19 protein-coding genes are annotated in these 21,742 nt (G+C 64.4%); 10 read left to right on the top strand and 9 right to left on the bottom strand.

Annotated elements, in window-relative coordinates:
• The 5 genes from BLU39_RS10425 to BLU39_RS10405 all read right to left on the bottom strand — a co-directional run bounded on the left by BLU39_RS10425 (position 1) and on the right by BLU39_RS10405 (position 7,821).
• Complete coding sequence (locus BLU39_RS10425) at positions 1-1,410, bottom strand: TolC family protein (RefSeq protein WP_254788947.1); 1,410 nt, start codon at positions 1,408-1,410, stop codon at positions 1-3.
• A gap of 177 nt (positions 1,411-1,587) precedes the next feature.
• Positions 1,588-3,198: a bifunctional aspartate transaminase/aspartate 4-decarboxylase gene (locus tag BLU39_RS10420; RefSeq protein WP_092712642.1), complete on the bottom strand. Its 1,611-nt coding sequence runs from the start codon at positions 3,196-3,198 to the stop codon at positions 1,588-1,590.
• A gap of 68 nt (positions 3,199-3,266) precedes the next feature.
• On the bottom strand, positions 3,267-4,955 hold the full coding sequence (aspT, locus tag BLU39_RS10415; protein WP_092712640.1) for an aspartate-alanine antiporter: 1,689 nt from the start codon (positions 4,953-4,955) through the stop codon (positions 3,267-3,269).
• A 42-nt stretch (positions 4,956-4,997) separates the two neighbouring features.
• Positions 4,998-6,680: an aspartate-alanine antiporter gene (aspT, locus tag BLU39_RS10410; RefSeq protein WP_092712638.1), complete on the bottom strand. Its 1,683-nt coding sequence runs from the start codon at positions 6,678-6,680 to the stop codon at positions 4,998-5,000.
• A gap of 271 nt (positions 6,681-6,951) precedes the next feature.
• The gene (locus BLU39_RS10405; RefSeq protein WP_092712636.1) at positions 6,952-7,821 is read right to left on the bottom strand and encodes a substrate-binding periplasmic protein; all 870 of its coding nucleotides are present in this window, start codon (positions 7,819-7,821) and stop codon (positions 6,952-6,954) included.
• A gap of 247 nt (positions 7,822-8,068) precedes the next feature.
• Here BLU39_RS10405 and BLU39_RS10400 point away from each other — a divergent pair, with 247 nt between their 5' ends.
• Entirely contained in the window at positions 8,069-8,332 is a 264-nt protein-coding gene (locus tag BLU39_RS10400; RefSeq protein WP_092712634.1) for a heavy-metal-associated domain-containing protein, read from the top strand.
• Positions 8,333-8,363: 31 nt separating this feature from the next.
• On the opposite strand, the gene BLU39_RS10395 is transcribed toward BLU39_RS10400, so the two are convergent.
• The 3 genes from BLU39_RS10395 to BLU39_RS10385 all read right to left on the bottom strand — a co-directional run bounded on the left by BLU39_RS10395 (position 8,364) and on the right by BLU39_RS10385 (position 10,968).
• On the bottom strand, positions 8,364-8,891 hold the full coding sequence (locus BLU39_RS10395; protein ID WP_092712632.1) for a ubiquinone anaerobic biosynthesis accessory factor UbiT: 528 nt from the start codon (positions 8,889-8,891) through the stop codon (positions 8,364-8,366).
• Positions 8,892-8,910: 19 nt separating this feature from the next.
• Complete coding sequence (locus tag BLU39_RS10390; RefSeq protein ID WP_092712630.1) at positions 8,911-9,807, bottom strand: ubiquinone anaerobic biosynthesis protein UbiV; 897 nt, start codon at positions 9,805-9,807, stop codon at positions 8,911-8,913.
• 126 nt (positions 9,808-9,933) lie between these two features.
• Positions 9,934-10,968 carry a ubiquinone anaerobic biosynthesis protein UbiU gene (locus BLU39_RS10385; protein WP_092713021.1) on the bottom strand — a complete coding sequence of 345 codons (1,035 nt, stop codon included), beginning with the start codon at positions 10,966-10,968 and terminating at the stop codon, positions 9,934-9,936.
• A 165-nt stretch (positions 10,969-11,133) separates the two neighbouring features.
• Between BLU39_RS10385 and BLU39_RS10380 the strand changes: the two genes are divergently transcribed.
• The 7 genes from BLU39_RS10380 to BLU39_RS10350 all read left to right on the top strand — a co-directional run bounded on the left by BLU39_RS10380 (position 11,134) and on the right by BLU39_RS10350 (position 20,215).
• On the top strand, positions 11,134-11,544 hold the full coding sequence (locus BLU39_RS10380; RefSeq protein ID WP_092712628.1) for a hypothetical protein: 411 nt from the start codon (positions 11,134-11,136) through the stop codon (positions 11,542-11,544).
• 124 nt (positions 11,545-11,668) lie between these two features.
• Complete coding sequence (locus BLU39_RS10375) at positions 11,669-13,417, top strand: ribonucleoside triphosphate reductase (RefSeq protein WP_092712626.1); 1,749 nt, start codon at positions 11,669-11,671, stop codon at positions 13,415-13,417.
• Positions 13,414-13,614: an anaerobic ribonucleoside-triphosphate reductase gene (nrdD, locus tag BLU39_RS10370; RefSeq protein WP_092712624.1), complete on the top strand. Its 201-nt coding sequence runs from the start codon at positions 13,414-13,416 to the stop codon at positions 13,612-13,614. The genes BLU39_RS10375 and nrdD overlap by 4 nt, the downstream gene beginning before the upstream one ends.
• Positions 13,604-14,311 (top strand): anaerobic ribonucleoside-triphosphate reductase activating protein, encoded by a 708-nt coding sequence (locus BLU39_RS10365; RefSeq protein WP_092712622.1) that lies wholly within the window; start codon positions 13,604-13,606, stop codon positions 14,309-14,311. The genes nrdD and BLU39_RS10365 overlap by 11 nt, the downstream gene beginning before the upstream one ends.
• 148 nt (positions 14,312-14,459) lie before the next feature.
• Positions 14,460-18,515 carry a Pls/PosA family non-ribosomal peptide synthetase gene (locus BLU39_RS10360; RefSeq protein ID WP_092712620.1) on the top strand — a complete coding sequence of 1,352 codons (4,056 nt, stop codon included), beginning with the start codon at positions 14,460-14,462 and terminating at the stop codon, positions 18,513-18,515.
• Positions 18,516-18,536: 21 nt separating this feature from the next.
• Positions 18,537-19,076, top strand: coding sequence for a 4'-phosphopantetheinyl transferase family protein (locus BLU39_RS10355; RefSeq protein ID WP_157808699.1), 540 nt, complete (start codon positions 18,537-18,539; stop codon positions 19,074-19,076).
• A 233-nt stretch (positions 19,077-19,309) separates the two neighbouring features.
• On the top strand, positions 19,310-20,215 hold the full coding sequence (locus BLU39_RS10350; protein ID WP_092712616.1) for a LysR family transcriptional regulator: 906 nt from the start codon (positions 19,310-19,312) through the stop codon (positions 20,213-20,215).
• Here the strand turns inward: BLU39_RS10350 and BLU39_RS10345 are convergent.
• A complete protein-coding gene (locus BLU39_RS10345; RefSeq protein ID WP_092712614.1) occupies positions 20,212-20,889 on the bottom strand; it encodes a phosphoribosylanthranilate isomerase in 678 nt (225 codons plus the stop codon). The two genes, BLU39_RS10350 and BLU39_RS10345, sit on opposite strands and share 4 nt — an antisense overlap.
• A gap of 127 nt (positions 20,890-21,016) precedes the next feature.
• On the opposite strand from BLU39_RS10345, the gene BLU39_RS10340 reads away from it, so the two are divergent.
• Both BLU39_RS10340 and BLU39_RS10335 read left to right on the top strand, forming a co-directional pair.
• A complete protein-coding gene (locus BLU39_RS10340) occupies positions 21,017-21,244 on the top strand; it encodes a hypothetical protein (protein ID WP_092712612.1) in 228 nt (75 codons plus the stop codon).
• 62 nt (positions 21,245-21,306) lie between these two features.
• Positions 21,307-21,711 (top strand): hypothetical protein, encoded by a 405-nt coding sequence (locus BLU39_RS10335; RefSeq protein ID WP_092712610.1) that lies wholly within the window; start codon positions 21,307-21,309, stop codon positions 21,709-21,711.
• The last annotated feature ends 31 nt before the right edge of the window (positions 21,712-21,742 follow it).

Raw genomic sequence — 21,742 nt, 5'->3', positions numbered from 1 at the left:
TTATTTGTCCACAGGTAATTGGATATCGGCCGCGGCGGCCAGGCTGCCCAGGCGTTGCGTCTCGCCCGTCGCTTCCAGCAATTGCGCCAGGCCCATCACATAGTTGTAGGCCGTCTGCGCGCGCTGGGTCTCGACCTTGGCCAGGTTCAGGCGCGCATCGACCACTTCCAGCGACGTCACTTGCCCCTGCTGGAAGGCCACTGTTTGCAAGCGGATATTCTCGCGCGCCAGCTCCACCGACGAGGCCGTTGACAGATACTGGATGCGGGCGTTTTCCAGCGCGCGCCAGTTCTTTTCGATCAGGGTGGGAATGTCGCGCTCGGCCTGGCGCGCCACCACTTCCACCCGCTCCTGGTCGAGCTTGGCGGCGGCGATCATCTTGCCCGTATTGATGCGGTGCACGAGCGGCACGGCCACGACCAGGCCGACGGCCCAGTTCGAGCGCACGAGTTTTTCATTGCCGCGATTTAAGTTGTAGTTACCGATGGCAAACACGGTGGGCGCGTATTCCTTGCCATGCAGCTTCAGGGCTTGCTCGGCCTGCACGCGCTTGCTGTCGATCTTTTTCCAGTTCGCATTTTCGCGCATGCCCGTGCTGATGAACGATTGCAAGGTGCCGACCGGCAAGCTGTTGACGAACAGCGGCGTGCTGGGCAGCACCTGCGTATTGACGGCAAGCAGGCGGTCGAGCGCCACCTGGGCGATTTCCTCGTCGCTGCGCGCCTGCGCCTCGTCGCTGCGGGCGCTGTCGAGGGCCACGTCGGCACGCAGGCGCTCCGCGCGCGAAATCAGGCCGCCCTTTTCCAGCCTGGCCGCGTCACGCTGGTGCTGCGTCACGCCGGCCGTCACTTCGGCCCGCACGGCCACCACCCGTTTCGCCAGCAGCAACTGGAAGTAGCGCTGCGCCACGAGGGTGGCCAGCTGCTCTTCCGCTTCCGTGCGCTCGGCCTGCGCGGCCAGGGTCTGGCTGGAAGCGAGGCCTTTGACGGCGTCCAGGCGCCCGCCCGTGTAAATGGGCCACATGCCCAGCAAGCCGAACGACGTCAAATCCGTCACCACTTCGCGGTTCAGGGAATTGGGGATGTGGGGCGTGGGCAAGCCGGGGATAGGCGGCAGCACGGATTCGATGCCGCCCACCACGCCGGACAAGCCGCTCGTATCGATATTCAAATCCGTCGACAAACGGCCGCGAAACGCCGTCAAGTCCACGGACGGGCCGTCGATATTCGACAAGGCTTCCGCCTTCAGTGTTTTTGCGCGCACGTCGAGCGCGGCGCCCTGCACGGCGCCCGAAGCCTTGGCCGCCTGCTGCAGCGCTTCGTTAAAGGTCAGCGGTTCCGCCAGCGCGGGCATGGCCGCGCCCAGCGCGCTGGCCAGCAATAATGATAGGTGTCCTTGCAATCTGCCCATGTAGCGTCCAGTCAATGAATGAGGGGAAAGCACGGGGTTGCCATGTTTATACTTTCACAATAGCAATTATATCCACGGATGTCCATTCCAGCCTGCACTGTTGGTCACTGCGGCCGGCACGTGAAAACGGGCGCCTCTTGCGGGACGCCCGTTACGGTCAAGCCTTTACCAAACTAATTATTTCTTCGCCTTCTTGCTACCCTTCTCTTTTTCCTTTTCAAACACGGCAAAGAACTCGGACGCCATGCTGCGGATGGCGCGGCCGATGTTGGCGTAGTCGTATTCGTTCAGGTTGGCCAGCGACACGCGGCCGGACGGGTGCGTCGTGCCGAAGCCGCGGCCCGGCAGCAGGATGACGCCCGTTTCCTCGGCCAGGCGGAACAGCGCTTCGTTCGGTTTCAGTTTTTTCAGCAGCCACTGCGAAAACTCCACGCCATGCATTTGCGCGGCCAGGGACTCCATGTCCAGCAAGTGGTAGTAGCGTACGGAATTGGCGTCGTGCACCATCGGCAAGCCCAGCTCGCGGTACAGCGCTTCCTTGCGGCGCAGCACGATGCGCTTCATCGACTGCTTGTACTTTTGCTCTTCATCCATCAGCGAGAACAGGGAGAACAAGGTCATCTGCGCCTGCACGGGCGTGGACAGGCCGGCCGTGTGGTTCAGCGCCACCGTGCGGCTGTCGGCCACCAGACGGTCGATGAATTTCAGCTCGCGCGGCTCCGTCGTGATCGAGTGATAACGGGCATCGAGCTGCTTCTTGATGGTTTCCGGCAACTTGGAAATTTTATCGTCGAGCACATTGTTTTCATGTGTGGCCACCACGCCCATGCGCCAGCCCGTCGCGCCGAAGTATTTCGAGAACGAATACACGAGGATGGTGTTGAACGGGCAGATGGCGAACAGCGAGACGAAATTGTCGGCAAACGTGCCGTACACGTCATCGGTCAGAATGATCAGGTCCGGGCGCTTCTTGATGATCTTGGCGATGTATTCCAGGGTCTCGTCATCGATCTTGACGGAGGGCGGATTGCTGGGGTTGACGAGGAAGAAGGCTTTGACTTTGGGATCGAGCAGCTTGTCCAGCTCCTTCTTCGTGAATTGCCAGTTGTTCGATTGCGGCGCATCGATGTGCACGGTGTTTAGCTTGTAATCGTTCAGCTGGGGAATTTCGATGTACGGCGTGAAGATCGGCATGCCCAGGGCGATCGTGTCGCCTTCCTGGATGATGTGGTTCGATTTCAGGCTGGCGAACAGATACGTCATGGCGGCCGTGCCGCCTTCGACGGCGTACATATCGAAGTTGCCGACGAAGGGATGGTCGCCCACCATTTCACGGTGGATATACTGGCCGACGATTTTCTCGGACAGGCGCAGCATGCGGTCCGGCACGGGATAGTTGCAGCCGAGGATGGCTTCGCACATTTCATAGATAAAATCGCCCGCGCTCAAGCCCAGCTGGTCGCGCACGTAGGACACGGCAGCCTCGATGAAATGCACGCCCGGGTTGCCTTCATGCTTGCGCACGAAGATTTCAAAGCGGGCCTCGATGCCGTCGCGCGTGGGAAAACCGCCCACGTCTTCCATGTACACATAGGAACGTTCCGCTTCCGTCATGGCGAACTGGCCGAACTGGAAGAAACCGTGGCGCGGCGTGGTGGCCAGGAAATTCGGGTTGCCGCGGCCCGCATTGAGCATCAAACGGTTGCTTTGCTTGGCCGTCTGGATCAGCGCATCCTTCAATTCAAAGGGGCTCAACAGGGCGAGTTTGCTTGGGTTACTGAAATCCATTTTTGCTACTCCTTATAGACAGACAATGTGCACGGTTCTTGCAAGGGTTCTTGCAAATACTTGCAGACTCAGACGAAGGCCACGATCAGCGGCCCCAGCAAAGTCAGGAAAACGTTGGCCAAGGCATACGTGATGGCAAACGGTACGGTGGGAATCGAGTTTTGCGCCGCGTTCAGCACTTCACCGAACGCGGGATTGGCGCTGCGCGAGCCGGACAAGGCGCCCGCGAACACGGCCACGTTGTCATAACGCAAGATGTAGCGGCCGATCAGCATGGTCAAAATCATCGGCAGGATGGTGACCACCACGCCGACGCCGAACAGGGTCAGGCCATGTTCGCGCACGGTTTGCACGGCTTGCAGGCCGGACGTGAGGCCGACGACGGCCACGAAGCCGGCCAGGCCCAAGTCTTTCAAGATTTGCACGGCGCCGCTGGGCATGTAGCCGAACGTCTGGCGCTTGGCGCGGAACCAGCCGAATACCAGGCCCGACAGCAGCACGCCGCCGCCACTGCCCAGGGTCAGCGGAATCGAGCCGATACGCGCCACCAGCAAGCCTACGAGCAGGCCGACGACGAGGCCGGCGCCCATGTAGACGAAGTCCGTCTTGGCGCTCGGCACGATCATGTAGCCCACTTCGGCCGCCACGCGCTTGACGTCCTGCTCGGCGCCATAGATGGTCACCACGTCGCCCGTCTGCACGACGGTTTCCGATTGCATGGGCAAGATTTTTCCCATGCGGCTCAGCTGCACGACAAAGATGCCATGGCGCACGCCCGGCGCCGTGGCGCTGCGGATTTCGCCCACCGTCTTGTTGTGGTAAGCCTTGTTCGTCAGCACCATGTCGCGGCGCTGCATCACCAGTTCCATGCCTTCGACGGCATGCAATTCCTTGCCCAGCTGGGAAGAGACGCTGAGCATGGCTTCGCGCCGGCCCACGAGCAGCACGATGTCGTCGGCCGCCAGCACCAGGTCCGGGCTGACGTCGATGATCTGGCCATTGCGTTTCACGCGCTCGATGGTAATGGCCGTGTTCGGATGGGCACTTTCGATCTCCTGCACGGAGCGCCCGGCACCGGGGCCCACGTCGTAGATGCGGCCGATCAGGTCGGGCGCGGCCGGCGTCTGGCCCGGTCCCAGCACTTGCACGCCCGCCTGCAGCGCCGTTTCCGCCTTGATCGCATCTTCGCGGATGGTGCGCCCCATGAGCTTGGGCAAGATGTTGACGCAGACGATGATGGCGCCAAAGGAGCCGAACACATAGGTGACGGCATAGCCGACGGCCACGTTGCCCTGCAGGCGCGCCACCTCGTCGGCCGCCAGGCCCAGCTTGGTAATCGCGTCGCCGGCCGTGCCGATGATGGCCGACTGCGTCAAGCCGCCCGCCGCCACGCCGGCCGCCAGGCCTTTGTCCAGGTCGAACATCTTGGCCAGGATGACCACCGTCAGCAGCGCCGTCACGGCCAGCACGACGGCCAGGATGATTTCACGCACGGACTGGCGCCCCAGCGAATTGAAGAACTGCGGTCCGCTTTCATAGCCGACGGCGTAAATGAACAGGGCGAACAGCACCGACTTGACGCCGGGATCGATGGCAACGCCTACCTGGCTGACGAGTACCGCCACCAGCAGTGAACCGGCCACCCCGCCCAGCTGAAACGAGCCGAACTTGATCTTGCCGATGTAGTAGCCCACTGCCAGGGAGAGAAACAAGGCAATTTCGGGCGACTTCTTGAATAACTCATGCAACCATTCCATGCGGACCGCCTTTCATGTTGAAGGAATTCTTTACTGCGTGCTTCACGCGTGGACCGAGCCGGCCAGGGCGACGATGAGCGGCCCCAGAAGGGGCAGCACCACGTTCGAGATGGCATACGTAATCGTGTAGCCCAGCAAGGGCGTGGAATTGCCGGCCGCGTTCTGCACGGCGGACAGGGCCGGCGTGCTGCATTGCTGGCCGGCAATGGCGCCCAGCAGCACGGGGGCTTCCAGCTTGAGGAAAAAGTGGCCCACCAGCAGCGACAGCGAGGCGGGGATGACGGCGATCAGTACGCCCATCAGCGGCAGCGACAGGCCGTACTGGCGGATCAGGTCGATCGCCTGCGGCCCCGACGCCAGGCCCACGCAGGCGATGAAGGTGGCCAGGCCGATATCCTTCATCATGTCGAGCGCGCTGGGGTGGATGCCCGGCATGCCGGGCTTTCTCGCCTGGTACCAGCCGAACACGAGGCCCGTCAGCAAGGCGCCGCCGCCCGTGCCCAGCGAAAACGGGATGCCGCCCAGCTTGGCACTGAAGCCGCCGATGACCACGCCGAGCACGATGCCGATGCTGGCGTAGACGATATTGCTGCGGTCCCCGGTGGGCACGCGCTTGCCGATGGCGGCCAGCGCCGTGTTCAGCTCGCGCCCTTGCGTCGTGCCGTACAGGCGCAGCACGTCGTCGCGCTGCAATGCCAGATCGGGCAGCGGCGGCATGCTGTGCTCGCCACGAAGGACGGACGCCACGTGCACGCCGGAGGGCAAGGCCAGCTGGCGCAGCGGCTGGCCGACCAGTGCGGCTTGCTGCAGCACCACTTCGACGGCGGAAACCGCCATGTTCAAGCCCGTCGTGTCGGCAAATTCCTCGCCCAGGATGGCTTCGGCCGCCACCAGCGCGGGACGGTGGCCGATCACCAGCACCTCGTCGTTGTTGCGCAGGCGCAGCGCGGGTTCCAAGGGCAATACCTTGCCATGCCGGCGCACGCGCGTGATGCTGGCGCGGCCCGCGAAAATATGCTGCAAGGCGTCGAGACGGCGTCCCGCGCCACGGCTGATGCGATAGGCGCGGCCCACCATGTCCGGCGCGGCCTGCGCACCGTCGCCACCGGTCTGCGCGCCACCCATCTGCGTCCACAATTTATCGGCTTCCTCGCGCAGGTTGACGCGCAACAGGAGCGGGAAAATCTGGCTGGTGACGATGACGATGGCGATCAGGCCGAAAATGTACGTGATGGAATACGCGGTGACGACGTTGGCCTGCAGCTCGGCGATGCGGGCGGCCGGCAGCGCCAGTTTCGAGATGGCGTCCGTGGCCGTACCGACGACGGCCGATTCCGTCGCCGCGCCCGCCATCATGCCGGCCGCCGTGCCCTGGTCCAGGCCCAGGAAACGCGTGGCCAGCAGCACCAGCGCCAGCACCACCACCACTTCGATCAGGCACAGCAAACCCAGGCGCAAACCCTTGGCATTGAGGTTGGCAAAGAACTGGGGACCGCCCGCATAGCCGAGGGCAAAGATGAACAGCATGAAAAAGACGTTCTTGACGCTGGCGTCCAGGGTGATGCCCAGCTGGCCGATCAGCAGCGCGGCGATCAGGGTGCCGCACACGCCGCCCAGCTGGATGGGGCCGAAGCGTATCTGCCCTACCGCATAGCCCAACGCCAGCGCCAGGAACAGGGCCAGTTCCGGCACCTGGTGCAATACCGACGTGATCGACTCGAGCATGGGCAAACCTTCGAAAAGATAACGGATGGTTACAAGGGAACAGGGCGTTCGGCGGCTGGCGGCAGCTGGCTGTTGAACGGACGTACGGATCCCGCACGACACCTGCGGTAAACGCTTGTGCTGGGAAAGGTTTGCAAAGTGTTGCAACGTGGAATTATGTTCGGTGAAAATTTAATAAGTGTCAACAGGTGTTCTGTTGAACTCGCTTTGCGTTTCGTCAAACATCGTGTGCACGATTGAAGCAGCTGTTTGACACTGATCAATAAAACTATTAGTAATTTTTTGGACGATACCAAAGTGCCTTGCGCGCCAACGGCGTCTCTTCCGGCAAGTCCGGATTGGCCAGTTCCAGCACATGGCGCCGGGACAGTTGCAAGCCATCGGCGAGGCGGCCGAAATGGCGCTGGAACAGCCGCGCGAAGCTGCCGTCGGCCAGCATGGATTCCAGTCCCGTTTCAATGTGACGCGCCAGTTCCGGCCGGTGCTTGCCGACAAAAAAGTACAGTGCGGCCGGGTAGCGGATGACCAGGTGGGTGTCCAGCGCCAGCGGCAATTGCGCGTGGCTGGCCAGCTCGCTTTGTGCCTCGATCACGGAACGGGGAAAGTAGTCGATGCGCCCCGCCGCCAGTTGCTGGAACAGGCCTTCATAAGTGCTCGAGGTATCGAGGCGCAAGCCGTTCGCCTGCAGGATGACGGAGTCGGGCCAGTCGCGCATCTGGCCGGCCGACAGCCGCGCCAGCGCGGCGATGCTGCGCACATCGCGCAGCAACTGCGGCTGGCGCGCGTGGATCAGGGCCACTCGCCAGCCGATCAGGCCGCGGTCGATGGGGATGCGTACCGGCAGCAACTGCGTTTCGCGCGCGCGGCTCGTCATCGTCCAGACGACATCGACGCTGCCCGACCCCATGGCGATTTCCTGCATGGCGCGCGTCTGCACCATGCGCAGTTCGGAGCGGCGCAAGACATAGGCCTGGCCCGAACGGGCCAGCGCCTGTCGCAGCAAGGCCGTCACGTAACCTTGCTGCGGATCATCGAACGCCTGGTGGCGCGGATACACGAGCGGCAGCGGCGACGAGGTGCCGGCGGCCGCCGCGCCGAACGGCCACAGGGCGGCAAGCTTGAGCAGGGGGCGGCGCTGCATGGGCCCTCCTTTCCAGCGCTTTCCAGCGTTCTTATCAGAATGACAGTATCGCGCAGCAGAGCGCGCTTGTCGACTGGAATACGGTAACTGTGTACAAAACAACAGCACTATCAGGCTGGCCAGCAGGGGTCGGAATTAATCCAGATCAATAAAACCGCAAATAGAAAATAAATCTTGCGTGCTGCTCTGGACGGCATGCGCGCCCCTCGCCTACGCTGTTTTTTTATCTGAAAAACAAGAGGAACCCATGCAGACAGCACGCTTGAATATCATCGGAATGGATCACGAAGGCTGCGCCGACAGGCTGACGGGCGCGCTCGAAGCCGTCACGGGCGTGGCCACCGTCTGCGTCTCGCTGGCGCGCCACGGCGCCACGGTGCAATTCGACGAAAAGCTGGCCACGCAGGAACGCCTGCTGGCCGCCGTCAACGACGCCGGCTTCATGGGCGAAGCGACGGATGAAGTACAGCTGGCCTCGTGCAGCGGCGCCTGCGGCCACTGCCGCCACTGAGTGCCGCCATTGCGCGCCGCCAGCTCTGCGCCTACCCTCCCCGCGCGCCCCGGTCGCGCAGATGCGCCAGCACGCGGCGCGGTCCCAGCGCCTGCAGGTCGAACGGCGGCAGCTCGATGGCGTCGAGCGTATTCTTGAACAGCAAGCCCAGTTCCGTATCGCCTTCCAGGCTCAAACGGCGGCTGAAGAATAGCGTGTCCGGATCTTCCTGGCGCCGCGCCAGCAGCATCAAGTCATGCACGCTGGCGGCGATGCACAGGTCCGGCACGTCCACATAGCGCTCGGCCACGAACACCGTGCCCTGCCACTCGAAATCGAAGGCAATGCCCGCGTCCAGCAGACGCAAGCGCAGGCTGCGCCCTTCCAGGCTGCAGCGCACGTCGTCGGGCAATTGCGGCGCCAGCAGGCGGTTCAAGCCCTGCACGAACAGCCAGGAGGCGGGATACGGCGGCAGCTTGGACAGCAGTTCGGCCAGCGGTTCGGGCAGCCGGTACGACATGGCCGGCTTGCTCATGGGGGGCTTGGCCGGGACGGGCAATCTTTCCAGTTGATCTTGCATGTATTTCCTTTCGATGCGTTCAATGGGCGGCGTGCTGTTCCATGCCGGGCTGGCCGTGCCAGTAGCCGTCGCAGGCGCCGGCCGGCTGGCAGGCCGCCAGCTGCGCCTGCGCGCCGATGCCGCTGACCTGGCCGCGGCGGGCGCGGTCGAAGATGGCGATGACTTGTTCCGTATGCATGGATTGCGGGCTGATGCGCGCCACCGACACGCCCATGTCGCGCATGGCGTCGAGTTCGCGCACCAGGTTGTAGACGAGGGCCGACTGCGTCTGCGTGCCGTTGAGCACGAGGAACGGCACTTCGTCGCGCGTGCGCAGCAGCAGGCCGTCCGGCTCTTCCAGGCAGCTGTAGCCGCAATCGTCCTTCGGCAGATTGCGGTTGCGCGCCGTGAAGCAGCGCGCGGAAAACGCCAGCGGCATGCGGCCATAGGCGAAGACTTCCGTCTCCAGCCCTTCCGGTTTCTGGCGCTGCATCTCGGCCAGCGCCGTCTGCCCCATTTCCAGCGGCATCACCCAGCGCCGCGCACCCAGGCGTGCCAGCAGTTGCAGGCTGGGGCCATTGAACAGGTTCAGATGGGGACCGGCAACGAAGGACGCGCCCTTTTCCATGCAGTGCACGGCGCCCATGTCATTGGCCTCGACGCCGTAGCGGCCATTGCCCGTGATGCGGCGCAGGGTCGCCAGTTCCGCACCCGCCTCGATCAGCGCCTGCGTCGACAGCACCACTTCCTTGCCGGCGGCGGCCAGCATGTCGGCGATATCGAGCCAGTCCGCCAGACGCAGCTCATGCCGGCGCGAGCAGACGGTTTCGCCCAGGTAGACGATATCGACGGCGGTCGCCGCGATCCGCTGGTAAAACTCGAAGACGGTGGCGCGCGGCCAGTAGTACAGCAAGGGACCCAAAGAGAGTTTTAACATGTCTGTTCCATTATTTTTTAAGTTGCAAAACCGTAGCGAGCGGTTCGCGGCGAGGCCGAGAAGCGCAGCTGTGCTAGAGCACAGCGAGCATCGCAGGCCACGCCCCGGGACGCGCAGTAGGTTTTGCTATTTCCAAGATCTATGGTAGGCACCCAAAGTGTGCTGCTGGCCCTCGGCCAGCTTGTCCATGGACGCCATCCAGGCCGGCTTGACGGCGTAGCGCGCATTGCCTTCGCGGCAGGCGTCGATCGCTTCGCGCCACACGCGCGTGACCTGCGCCACGTAGGCGGGGCTGCGCTGGCGTCCTTCGATCTTCACGGCGCGCACGCCCATGGCGATCAGCTGCGGCAGCAGCGCCAGCGTGTTCAGGCTGGCCGGCTCCTCGATCGCGTAATACTCTTCGTCGTTGACTTCGAAACGCCCCTTGCACAGGGTGGGATAGCTGGCGTTTTCGCCCGGTGCGTAGCGGTCGATCAGCACGCCGTTCAGGCGCGATTCGAGGCCGTTCGGCGTTTCCAGCCAGCGCACGGATTTCGCCGGCGAGCACACGCCGTGCGTGTTCGGCGCCTCGCCCGTCGCGTACGACGACAGCGCGCAGCGCCCTTCGACCATCACGCACAGGCTGCCGAAGCCGAAGACCTCGATCTCGACTTCCGTCTTGGCGATCAGCTGCTCGACCTGCGCCATCGACAGCACGCGCGGCAGCACGGCTCGGGCGATGCCGAAGTGTTCATGGTAAAAATTGATGGCTTCGTAGTTGGTGGCCGAACCCTGCACGGACAGGTGCAGCCGCAATTGCGGGTGGTGCTGGGCCGCGTAGGCCATCAGGCCCGGATCGGCGACGATCATGGCGTCGATGCCGGCCTGCGCGGCGCGGTCGATGGCGCTGCGCCACACGGCCCAGTTGTGCGGCTGCGGATAGGTATTCAGCGCCAGCAGCACCTTGCGTCCATATTGATGGGCGTAGCGCACGCCCTCGGCGATGGCCTTCTCGTCGAAATTGAGGCCGGCGAAATTGCGCGCATTGGTGGCGTCGCGAAAACCCAGGTAGACGGTGTCGGCACCGTTGTCGATGGCCGCTTTCAGGGCAGGCAGGCTGCCGGCGGGGCAGACCAGTTCCAGCGGTCCGGCCACGCGGGTGGCGGTGGTTGATTCAAGCATCATGATGTTCACAGTCCTGTATCGGCTCAGGGTGCAGACTATAGCCCCGCCCCCGCCGCCCAGTCCTTGACGCAGGTGAAGGAATGCATGCATGGCTGGCGCGCGTTCAACTTGCTTGACCTGGCTGTAAAATGCCCCACTTTTCTCCCTCACCGATTGCCCGCCATGCCCCGCAAACCGCTGCTGATTTTTTTGCTCACCCTGTTCCTCACCGTGCTGCAGGTGCAGTGGGCCGCCCCCGCCGACGGCCATGTCGAAGAAACGCTCTCCGTGCTGTCGCCCGAAGTGCTGGGCGCGTATCCGGGCGTGCTGCTGCTGTTCCTGCAGGCCGTCTTCGCGCGCCGCGCCATGCCCGTGCTGCGCCAGGCCGCCATCTGCACGGGCCTGCTGGCCGTCTACTGGCTGCTGGCGAACTACCTCACGTTCGACGCGCGCGTGGCCAGCTGGAGTACCTTCTCGGCGCGGGAAATCTGGGCGCACGTGCTGCCCGCCTCCGTCACCAGCATCGCCGTCTGCGGCGCCGCGTATTTCGGCCTGAGCGGCTTCCTCCTGCGCCAGGGCGGCGCGAAAAAGTAAACAGCGGCCGCTTTTTTCACCTGCATCAAGGATTCCTCACGCAACTGCACGCGCCCTTTGACGCCACTATATTTAGTGATTAATCTCCATAAAAACACCGCATGTTGTGTTTATTGGAGGTTTCATGACGACAAATGCAGTTTCCCCAACACGCGGCCAGGTCGACGTCGCCGCGTCCATCAATGAATACCTGGACCGGCGCGACTGGCGTGTCAACGCCAACGCCAACCAGGGCTACTCGCTGGGCGGCCTGATACTCAATGTATCGGGCAAGGTCATCGCCAACTACTGGCTCGACCAGGTGTATCCGCCCGAAGTGGGCGCGGCGCACCGCGAAGCGGCGCTGCATATCCACGACCTCGACATGCTGGCCGGCTATTGCGCCGGCTGGTCGCTGCGCACCCTGCTGCACGAAGGCTTGAATGGCGTGCCGGGCAAGATCGAATCGGGCCCGCCCAAGCACATGTCGAGCGCCATCGGCCAGATCGTCAATTTCCTCGGCACCCTGCAAAACGAGTGGGCCGGCGCGCAGGCGTTCAGCTCCTTCGACACCTACATGGCGCCCTACATCCGCAAGGACAGCCTGCGCTACGAAGACGTGCGCCAGTACATGCAGGAACTGATCTTCAACCTCAACGTCCCATCGCGCTGGGGCACGCAGACGCCGTTCACCAACCTGACTTTCGACTGGGTCTGCCCGGACGACCTGCGCGAACAGATTCCCGTCATCGCCGGCCAGGAAATGGACTTCAGCTATGGCGATCTGCAGGCGGAAATGGACATGATCAACCGCGCCTACATCGAGATCATGATGGCGGGCGACGCCAAGGGACGCGTATTTACCTTCCCCATCCCCACCTACAACATCACCGAGGATTTCGACTGGCACAGCGAGAACGCGGAGCGCCTGTTCGAAATGACGGCCCGCTACGGCCTGCCCTACTTCCAGAATTTCATCAATTCGGAACTCAAGCCGAACATGATACGTTCCATGTGCTGCCGATTGCAGCTGGACTTGCGCGAACTGCTCAAACGGGGCAATGGCCTGTTCGGTTCCGCCGAGCAGACGGGTTCCCTGGGCGTAGTGACGATCAACTGCGCGCGCCTGGGCCACTTGTGGCGCGGCGACGAGCCAGCCTTGATGGCCGACCTGGACCGCCTGCTGGAGCTGGGCAAGACCAGCCTGGAAATCAAGCGCCGCACCATCGAGGAACTGATGCAGCAGGGTCTGTTCCCGTACACGAAACGCTATCTGGGCACCTTGCGCAATCACTTTTCCACCCTGGGCGTGAACGGCATCAACGAGATGATCCGCAATTTCAGCGGCGACGCTGACGACATCACGACACAGGAAGGCCATGCGCTGGCCGTGCGCCTGCTCGACCACGTGCGTGCGCGCATGCTGCAATTCCAGGAAGAGACGGGCCATATGTACAACCTGGAAGCGACGCCGGCCGAAGGCACGACCTACCGCTTCGCCCGCGAAGACCGCAAGCGCTATCCCGCCATCCTGCAGGCCGGCACCGTCGACAATCCGTATTACACGAACTCGTCGCAACTGCCCGTCGGCCATACGGACGATCCGTTCGAGGCACTGGAATTGCAGGATACGCTGCAGCGCAAGTACACGGGCGGCACGGTGCTGCACCTGTACATGACGGAAGCGCTGTCGGATGCGAATGCCTGCCGCGAACTGGTGAAGCGCGCGCTGAGCCGTTTCTCGCTGCCCTACATCACGGTCACGCCCACGTTTTCCATCTGCCCGCGCCACGGCTACCTGGCCGGCAAACATGAATTCTGTCCCACCTGCGACGCGGAACTGATCGCCCGCAAGCAGTCCGATCTCGCTCACCCATTCAAGGAAACGCCATGAACGCACGTCCCGACTTCACTCCCGCCATCACCCTGCTCGACACGGAACGCCAGCGCTGCGAAATCTGGACGCGCGTGATGGGCTACCACCGCCCCGTCGCCTCGTTCAACATCGGCAAGCAGGGCGAATTCCACGAGCGCCAGTATTTTACGGAAGCGAGCGCCCGCGTGGGCCAGCCCGCCTGCCATGGCGGCTGAACTGAAAGTGGGCGGCCTGACGCCCTTTTCCGCCACCGACTACCCTGGCAAGCTGGCGGCCGTGGTGTTCGTGCAGGGCTGCCCCTGGCGTTGCGGCTATTGCCACAATCCGCACTTACAGGCGCGCACGCCGGAAGGCGCCATGCCGTGGCAGGACGTCCTGACCTGGCTGCGCCGCCGAACGGGCCTGGTCGACGCCGTCGTCTTCAGCGGCGGCGAAGCGTGCATGGACCCGGCGCTGGCGCGCGCCATGCGGGACGTGAGGGAGCTGGGTTTCGGCGTCGGCCTGCACACGGCCTGCATCTATCCGCAGCGCCTGCAGGAAGTGCTGCCGCTGGTCGACTGGGTCGGTTTCGACATCAAGGCGCCGTTTGCCGACTATCGTCATGTGACCCGCGTGGCCGGCAGCGGCGACCCGGCGCGCGCCTGCCTGGACGCCATCCTCGCCAGCGGCGTCGCCTACGAGTGCCGCACCACCGCCCACCCGGACCTGCTGCCGGACGAGCAGCTGCTGGCCCTGGCCGCCACCCTGGCCGCCAAAGGCGTCGACAACTACGTGCTGCAGCAATTCCGCGCCGAAGGCTGCGCGGATGCGGCGCTGTCCGGCCGCCCCCTGCACGGCTATCCATCGGCGCCTGTTCTGGCGCAAATCGGCGCCATGTTTCCCCGTTTTACATTCCGTAACCATGGCAATTGATCCTGCAAGCACATAATTTTGGAAAGCGCCCCAAAATTCCCCGTTCTGCAACGCTGAAATGTCTTGCGTGCTGTAATGTATCAACTGTGCCGCACACCACGCGCAGCCCTTTAGATTCCTCCTACAGCATTACAGATAAGCGTCATCCATGAACGATTTCACCGCAGTCAGTCCAGGCATCCCTTCCACCCACGCCGAGATCCTGTACGGCCCGCCGCGACCGGATCTGCTGCGCGAGGAAGTACTGGCCGACCTGCTGGAAGCGACGGCGCGCCGCTGTCCGCAGCAAATCGCCCTGATCGACGGCGCGCGCCGCATCACGTATGCGCAGCTCGATGCGCAGGCGGGATTGGCCGCGTCACGCCTGGTGGCGGCCGGCGTCAAGCCCGGCGACATCGTGGGCCTGTGGCTGCCGCGCGGCGCCCCTCTGCTGCTGATGCAGGCGGCCATCGCCAAGGCGGGCGCCGCCTGGCTGCCCGTCGATGAAGATACGCCCGTCGAGCGCCTGCAGGTGTGCCTCGATGACGCGAATGGCTTTGGTGTCGTCAGCTGCGCGCAGTTCGCGCCGCGCCTGGAAGAAGCAGGACTCGGCCGCCCCGTGTGGACGGCGGAAAGCCTGCTGGCCCCCGCCGCGTCGGGCGAAGTGCTGCCAGCGCGCGCCACCGTGCTGCCCGAACACCCGGCCTACGTGATCTACACGTCCGGCTCCACGGGCAAGCCGAAGGGCATATTGATCAATCAGCGCAGCATCTGCCACTTCCTGCGCAGCGAAAACGCCGTGCTGGAAGTAACGCAGTCCGACACCGTCTACCAGGGCTTTTCCGTCGCCTTCGACATGTCGTTCGAGGAAATCTGGATCGCCTACCTGGTGGGCGCCACCCTGTGGCTGGGGCCCAAGGAGATTTCGGGCGACCCGGAAGCGCTGCCGCGCGCGCTGGCCGACCAGCAGGTCACCGTTCTGCACGCCGTGCCGACCTTGCTGGCCCTGTTCGCCGAGGAAGTACCGAGCCTGCGCCTGATCAACCTTGGCGGCGAAATGTGCCCGGAGTCGCTCGTCGAGCGCTGGTCGCGTCCGGGCCGCGCCATGTTCAACACCTATGGCCCCACGGAAGCGACCGTCTCGTGCAGCCTGGCGCGCCTGCGGCCCGGCGAACCGGTGACCATCGGCACGCCGCTGCCCAACTACGGCTTGCTGGTGCTGCAAGTGGCCGAGTCGGGAGAAAACCGTCCCTTGACTTTGCTGGCGCGCGGCGAGACGGGCGAGCTGTGCATCATCGGCCCCGGCCTGGCCGAGGGCTACCTGGGCCGGCCCGACCTGACGGTGGAAAAATTCCTGCCCAATCCCTGGAGCACGGGCCCCGACGACGCGCGCCTGTACCGCACGGGCGACCTGGCCCGCATCGATCCTGATGGCCAGGTGCTGTGCCTGGGCCGCGCCGACGACCAGGTCAAGATACGCGGCTTCCGCGTGGAACTGGGCGAGATCGAAGCCGTACTGGCGCAGCAACCGGGCGTGGGCACGGTGGCCGTCCTGCTGCGCAAGGATGACGGCATCGACCAGCTGGTGGCCTACATCGTCGGCAGCGACGATGCGCCGGCCGACGCCCTGGCCGCGAAAACCCTGCGCGCGGCATTGAACCTGCACTTGCCGCCGTATATGATGCCGGGCCGTTTTGAATTGCTGCCGCTGATGCCGCGCCTCACCTCCGGAAAAATCGACAGGAAGGCGCTGAAGGCCATGCCCCTGTCAGCGCCGCCGCCTGGCGAAGCGGGTGAATCGGACGTGCCGGAAACGCCGGCCGAAGCGGCCCTGTTCGCGGCGCTGGCCAAGCTGTTCCCGGGCCAGGCGATTGTGCGCCAGCTGGATTTTTTCAGCGACCTCGGTGGCCATTCCTTCCTGGCAGCCCGCCTGGCGTCCGCCCTGCGCGCCGATCCGGCCTACGCCCACATGACGGTGCGCGACATTTACCAGAACCGGCAGATCGGCAAGATCGCCGCCGTGCTGAACGAGGCGCCCGCGCTGGCCACGCCGGAAGCTGACTGGACGCCGCCGTCCACCCTGAAACGCTGGATCTGCGGCGCGGCGCAGGCGGCGGCCGTGCCTGGCCTCGTCACCCTGCGCATGGCGCAGTGGATGGCGCCGTTCTTCACCTACCACTTCTTCACGGGCGACACGGGCGATACCGTGCCGCGCGCCATCGCCGCCTCGATCGGCGTCTTCCTGCTGGCGACCCTGGCCGAATTTGCCATCGCGATTGCCGGCAAGTGGCTGATCGCCGGACGTTTGAAGCCGGGCAGCTATCCGCTGTGGGGCGTCACCTACTACCGCTGGTGGCTGGCCGACCGTCTGGTCGAATCGGCGCCCGCCTACCTGCTCAGCGGCTCGTCCCTGAATAGCTGGTGGTTGCGCGCGCTGGGCGCGAAAGTGGGCAAGGAAGTCGTCATCGGTTCGATGACCCTGCGCGCGCCCGACCTGCTGTCCATCGGCGACAACGTCAGCGTGGGCAATGCCGTCAACTTTGAAAACGCCCGGGTCGAACGGGGCCGTTTGCTGCTGGGCCGGATCAGCATCGGCGACGATGCCTGCATCAGCTCTTACGCCATCATGGAAGGCAATACCACGGTGGGCGCCTTCGGTCACCTGGAAGGACAATCGGCGCTGGCCGATGGCGCGGCGGTGCCGGCCGGGCGCGTGTACACGGGCTCTCCCGCGCGCGACGCAGGCGCCTTCGACCCAGCCAGCCACCCGCCGCGGCCCGCCGTCTCGCGCCTGCGCCTGACCGGGGAAACCCTGTTCTTCTGCTTCGGCATGGTCTTGATCGCCGTGCTGTTCTTCATGCCCGTCTTCCCCAGCTTCGTGCTGATCGACTGGTTCGACGAACGCGAAATGATGCCGTGGCTGCAGGGACGCGACGTGACGACCCAGCTGGCCCGCTACTTCCTGCTGGCCTTCCCCGCCAGCGCCGTGCTGATCGTGCTGACAGCCCTGCTGTCGGCCGCCATCCGCTGGGGCGCGCTGCCCCGATTGAAGCCGGGCAGCTCGCCCGTGCACAGCAATATCTATTGCGCCAAATGGCTGGTCAGCCATATCCAGGAATCGAGCTTGAACGTCCTGCACGGCATCTACGCCACCGTGTACGCGCCCTACTGGTACCGCCTGCTGGGCGCCAAGGTGGGCAAGGGCGCCGAGATTTCCACGGCCCTGGGCGTCGTGCCCGACATGCTGACCCTGGGCGACGACACCTTCATCGCCGACGCCGTCATGCTGGGCGACGAGCAGATCGACGGCGGCTGGATGACCATGCGCCCCACCGTCGTCTCGCACCGCAGCTTCGTCGGCAACGGCAGCTATATCCCGGACGGCACCGTGCTGCCCGAACACGTGCTGATCGGCGTGCACACGCATGCGCCGCGCAATGAACAGATGCACAGCGGCGACACCTGGCTCGGTTCCCCGCCCATGCATTTGCCCGCGCGCGAACAGGTCAGCGGCTTTGCCGAGCACCTGACCTTCAAGCCGTCGCTGCTGCGCCGCCTGGGCCGCAGCCTGATCGAAGCGTTCCGCATCGTCGCGCCGCACGCCGTGGTGATCGCCGTCGGCTATACCCTGGTGCTGGACGTGATGCCGATCGCGGGCGCCGGACGCTGGGGCGAAGTGGTGGGCGACCTGGCCATCGCCGGCCTGGCCTACGGCATCGGCAATTTTTTAGTGGTCGTGCTGTTCAAGTGGCTGCTGCTGGGACGCTACCGCAAGCACGCGGCGCCCATGTGGACGCCGTTCGTGTGGATTTCGGAAGGCGTGACCAATCTGTACGAAGGCATCGCCGTGCCCAACTTCATGCGCTATTTGCGCGGCACGCCGTGGCTGCCGCTGGCTTTCCGCCTGCTGGGCTGCAAGATCGGCCGCGGCGTCTACATGGACACGACGGACATCACGGAATTCGACTGCGTGCACATCGGCGACTACAGCGAATTGAACGCCCTCACCTGCCCGCAAACGCATCTGTTCGAAGACCGCGTGATGAAGATCGACCACGTGGACATCGGCCAGCGCGTCTACATGGGCCCGCGCAGCTCCGTGCTGTACAGCGCCAAGGTGGGCGACAATGCGCGCCTGGGTCCCCTGACCCTGGTGATGAAGGGCGAGCACATCCCCGCCGGCAGCAACTGGGCGGGCTGCCCGGCCGCGCCTTTGCGCAGCTGATCGCAGCTGATGGCTTTTACGGTGCTCTTGTCAGGAGACGGCGTGCTGGTGATCGGCATCGCCGCCGTGCTGCCGCGCGCCGAAGCCCGCCTGCGCATCCGCGCCGCCGTGCGCGAGGCGATGGCGACATGGCTGAAGCTGGACACCGAGGCGATCTCGGTGGCGTCGACGCCGGGCGCCCCGCCCCGTTTGCTGTTTCCCGGCGGCGTTGCGGGCCTGTCGTTCAGCCATGACGAAGGACTCTCGCTGGCCGCCATCAACCTGCACGGCGCCGTTGGCGTCGACGCGATGCGCGTGCAGGACATTGCCGACTGGTTCACTCTGGCGCGCGATTACCTGGGGCCGCAGGTGGCCGAAGCACTGGCAGCCTGCCCCGACGCACAGCGCCCATTGGCGCTGGCGCAAGCGTGGACGGCGCGCGAGGCGGCGCTCAAGTGTGCGGGCAGACAGTTGGCGGAGTGGGATGATGTAGCATTGAATTGTCACTTGCAAGCTGTGGAGACACCGCAAAATTTCGTGGCTATGTTAGCGACAATCCGGGGTCAGACCCGACGGGTCTGACCCCAGCTTTACGCTGTTGGGTTGATTCCCTCTCAATCCTCCTTACCATCATCAGCCCCACCGATCTGGACGAAAATCAGTTTTGCGATAATACTGACGAGCAGTCCCAGCACCCCGATCAATTCCAGCATGGCCTTTCCTTTGCAGTGACAGCAGACCAGGCACTGTAGCGCGAACGGCGGGACCGGGCCAATATCAAATCAGGCAGTCTCCGATCTCGAAAAGGCATACGATTGATTTCCATCAGACAGTTCCGCTACTTTGTCGAAGTCGTCGATGCGGGCAGCTACTCGCGCGCGGCGGAAAAATTGTACATCGCGCAGTCGGCCCTGAGCCGGCAGATCAAGGAGCTCGAGGGCGAAGTGCAGGCGCTGCTGCTCACGCGCGACGCGCGCCATATCGAGCTCACGCCCGCGGGCCAGGTGTTCTATGAACGGGCCAAGCGCATCCTCGACGACATCGAGGAAACCGTGCGCCAGGCGCGTCACGTGGGACAAGGCGAGCAAGGCATCATCCGCCTGCTGCATTCGAGCTCCGTCACCCTCACGCCCGCCATCGGCGCCGTGCTGAACCGCCTGCTGGCGCAGTTCCCCGGCGTTTCGCTCGATGTATCGAAGGGATCGTCGGAAAACCAGGCGGCCGACATCGAGGAAGGCCGCGCCGACCTGGGCCTCGTGCGCCTGCCCACCCTGCGCAAGCACGCCAATATCGTCGTGCGCGAACTGTTTGCGGAAAAGCTGGTGGTGGCCGTATCGTCGGCGTCGCCGCTGGCCGCGCTGGAACGCACGACGATAGCCGCCCTGCACGATGAAGCCTTCGTCTCGATCCCGCACAAGGACCGGGGAGGCCTCAGCTATCTGGTGGCGGGCATGTGCCTGGCGCAGGGATTTTTTCCGAAGGCGGCGCGCGCCCTGTCGCGCAAGACGTCGCAGCTGAACCTGATCGAAGCCAATATGGGCATCGCCATCGTCCCGGACAGCATGCGCCTGGTGGCGCCGCCGGGCGTGCGTTTCATCGCCCTGCCCGACGAGGAATCGCATTCCGTCGTGGGATTGATCTCGCCGCGCGCGGCCAGCGGCATGGTGGCCGCGTTTACGGAAGCGTTCGTGCGCGAGATGGCCAGACTGCCGGCCGCTTAACCTTCCGCATACAGCGCCGCATCCACGTCGCGCACGGCCGCCATCAGCAAGGCCAGCTTCATGACGTCAAGCTGGCCATCCGTGCGCACGCGCGAGCACAGGTCGATACCGTAAGGGCGCACCTGGCGCAGCGCGTCCATCACATTGTTCGCATCGAGGCCGCCGGCAAGGAAGACGGGACGGGGGCTGGCGCGCACGAAGCGGGCGCTGACGGACCAGTCGTGCGTGCGGCCCGTGCCGCCCAGTTCCGGCACCGCCGCGCCGGGGCGGCCCGAGTCGAGCAGGAAGGCATGGACGTGGGGAGCATAGGCGGGAATCAGGTCGAGCGCCTCCGGCCCCTCCACGTGGATCACCTGCACGCGCCGCACGTGCGGCAGCAAACGCGCCAGTTTCTCGACTTCGCCCGGGTCGATATGGCCAACGATCTGCACGGTGGACGGCTGCGTGGCGCGCACGTGTTCGGCGATGGCTTGCGCCGTCGTCTCGGACGTCAGCAGGAAGGTGGCCACGGGCGGCGGCGTCCAGGCGGCGATCTGCGCGATGCGCGCGTCGGGAATCGGGCCGGGGCCGGACGGCATGGCCGCCACCAGGCCCAGCGCATCGGCGCCGGCGGCAATGGCCAGTTGCGCTTCGTCGATGGAAGCGATGCAGCAAATCTTGATGCGGGTTCTCATGGCCTGGCGTGTGCAGTCTGGATGATCAACATTACAACACAGGGCGGCGCGCGCGCCAAGACACGCGGTCAAGGCCGTGCGCGATTGTGTGCCAGAATGGCTGCATTGCCCACTTCCAGACGATGCCATGGCCGACTACAAAAACCCCAGCTACGTGGCCCGCTCCATGCACCCGCGTTTCGATGAACTGACCTCGCCCGGCGAAACCGCGCCGTATTCGGGCATCTACCGCTGCGACGGCTGCGCGCATGAAATCGTGTCGACGGAAGGCCACGTCATGCCGCCGCAAAACCACCACCAGCACAGCAGCGAACAGGGGCCGATTCTTTGGCGCCTGATCGTCAGCCCGCGCTGATTGACACGCGCCATGCGGCGGACGATACTTGATTCATCGGGGGTTGCCATTGGAAGCCGTACATGCGTCTCGTCGACTTTGAAGTCCGCAAGGAGTGCCCGCCGCAGTTGTGCGACTGCGAGCGCGGGCGGCTGCTCGACGATCCGCAGGCGGACGTTTCCATCCTGCGCCTGAATCTGACGGAAGAAAAACGCCTGCTGGCGCACATCGAGGGCATCGCCACGTATTCTCAGCTGAGGAAGCTGCAACTGCTGTTGCAGAAAAACCTGGGCGTCGAACTGCAGATCGCGCCGGGCAGCGGCGAGGTACGCACCGTGCGCGGCTTCCAGATCCGCCTGCTGGAGCGCCCCGGCCTGTGCCGCAAGACGCGCGCCGCCATCCCGGCCGCCGTGCGGCGCTGCCTGGCCGCCCATCCCGAGATCGCGTTTGCGATATTGAATGAAAACGATTTGCTCGGTGGGATGTGAGCCGGCACCATTGTTGGCGTATGTGCGAATG

The sequence above is a fragment of the Janthinobacterium sp. OK676 genome, from assembly GCF_900103595.1.
In the GTDB taxonomy this organism is placed as follows: domain Bacteria; phylum Pseudomonadota; class Gammaproteobacteria; order Burkholderiales; family Burkholderiaceae_D; genus Janthinobacterium.
The sequence above is the reverse complement of the archived record's forward strand: the minus strand, read 5'-3'. Positions and strand labels throughout refer to the sequence as shown.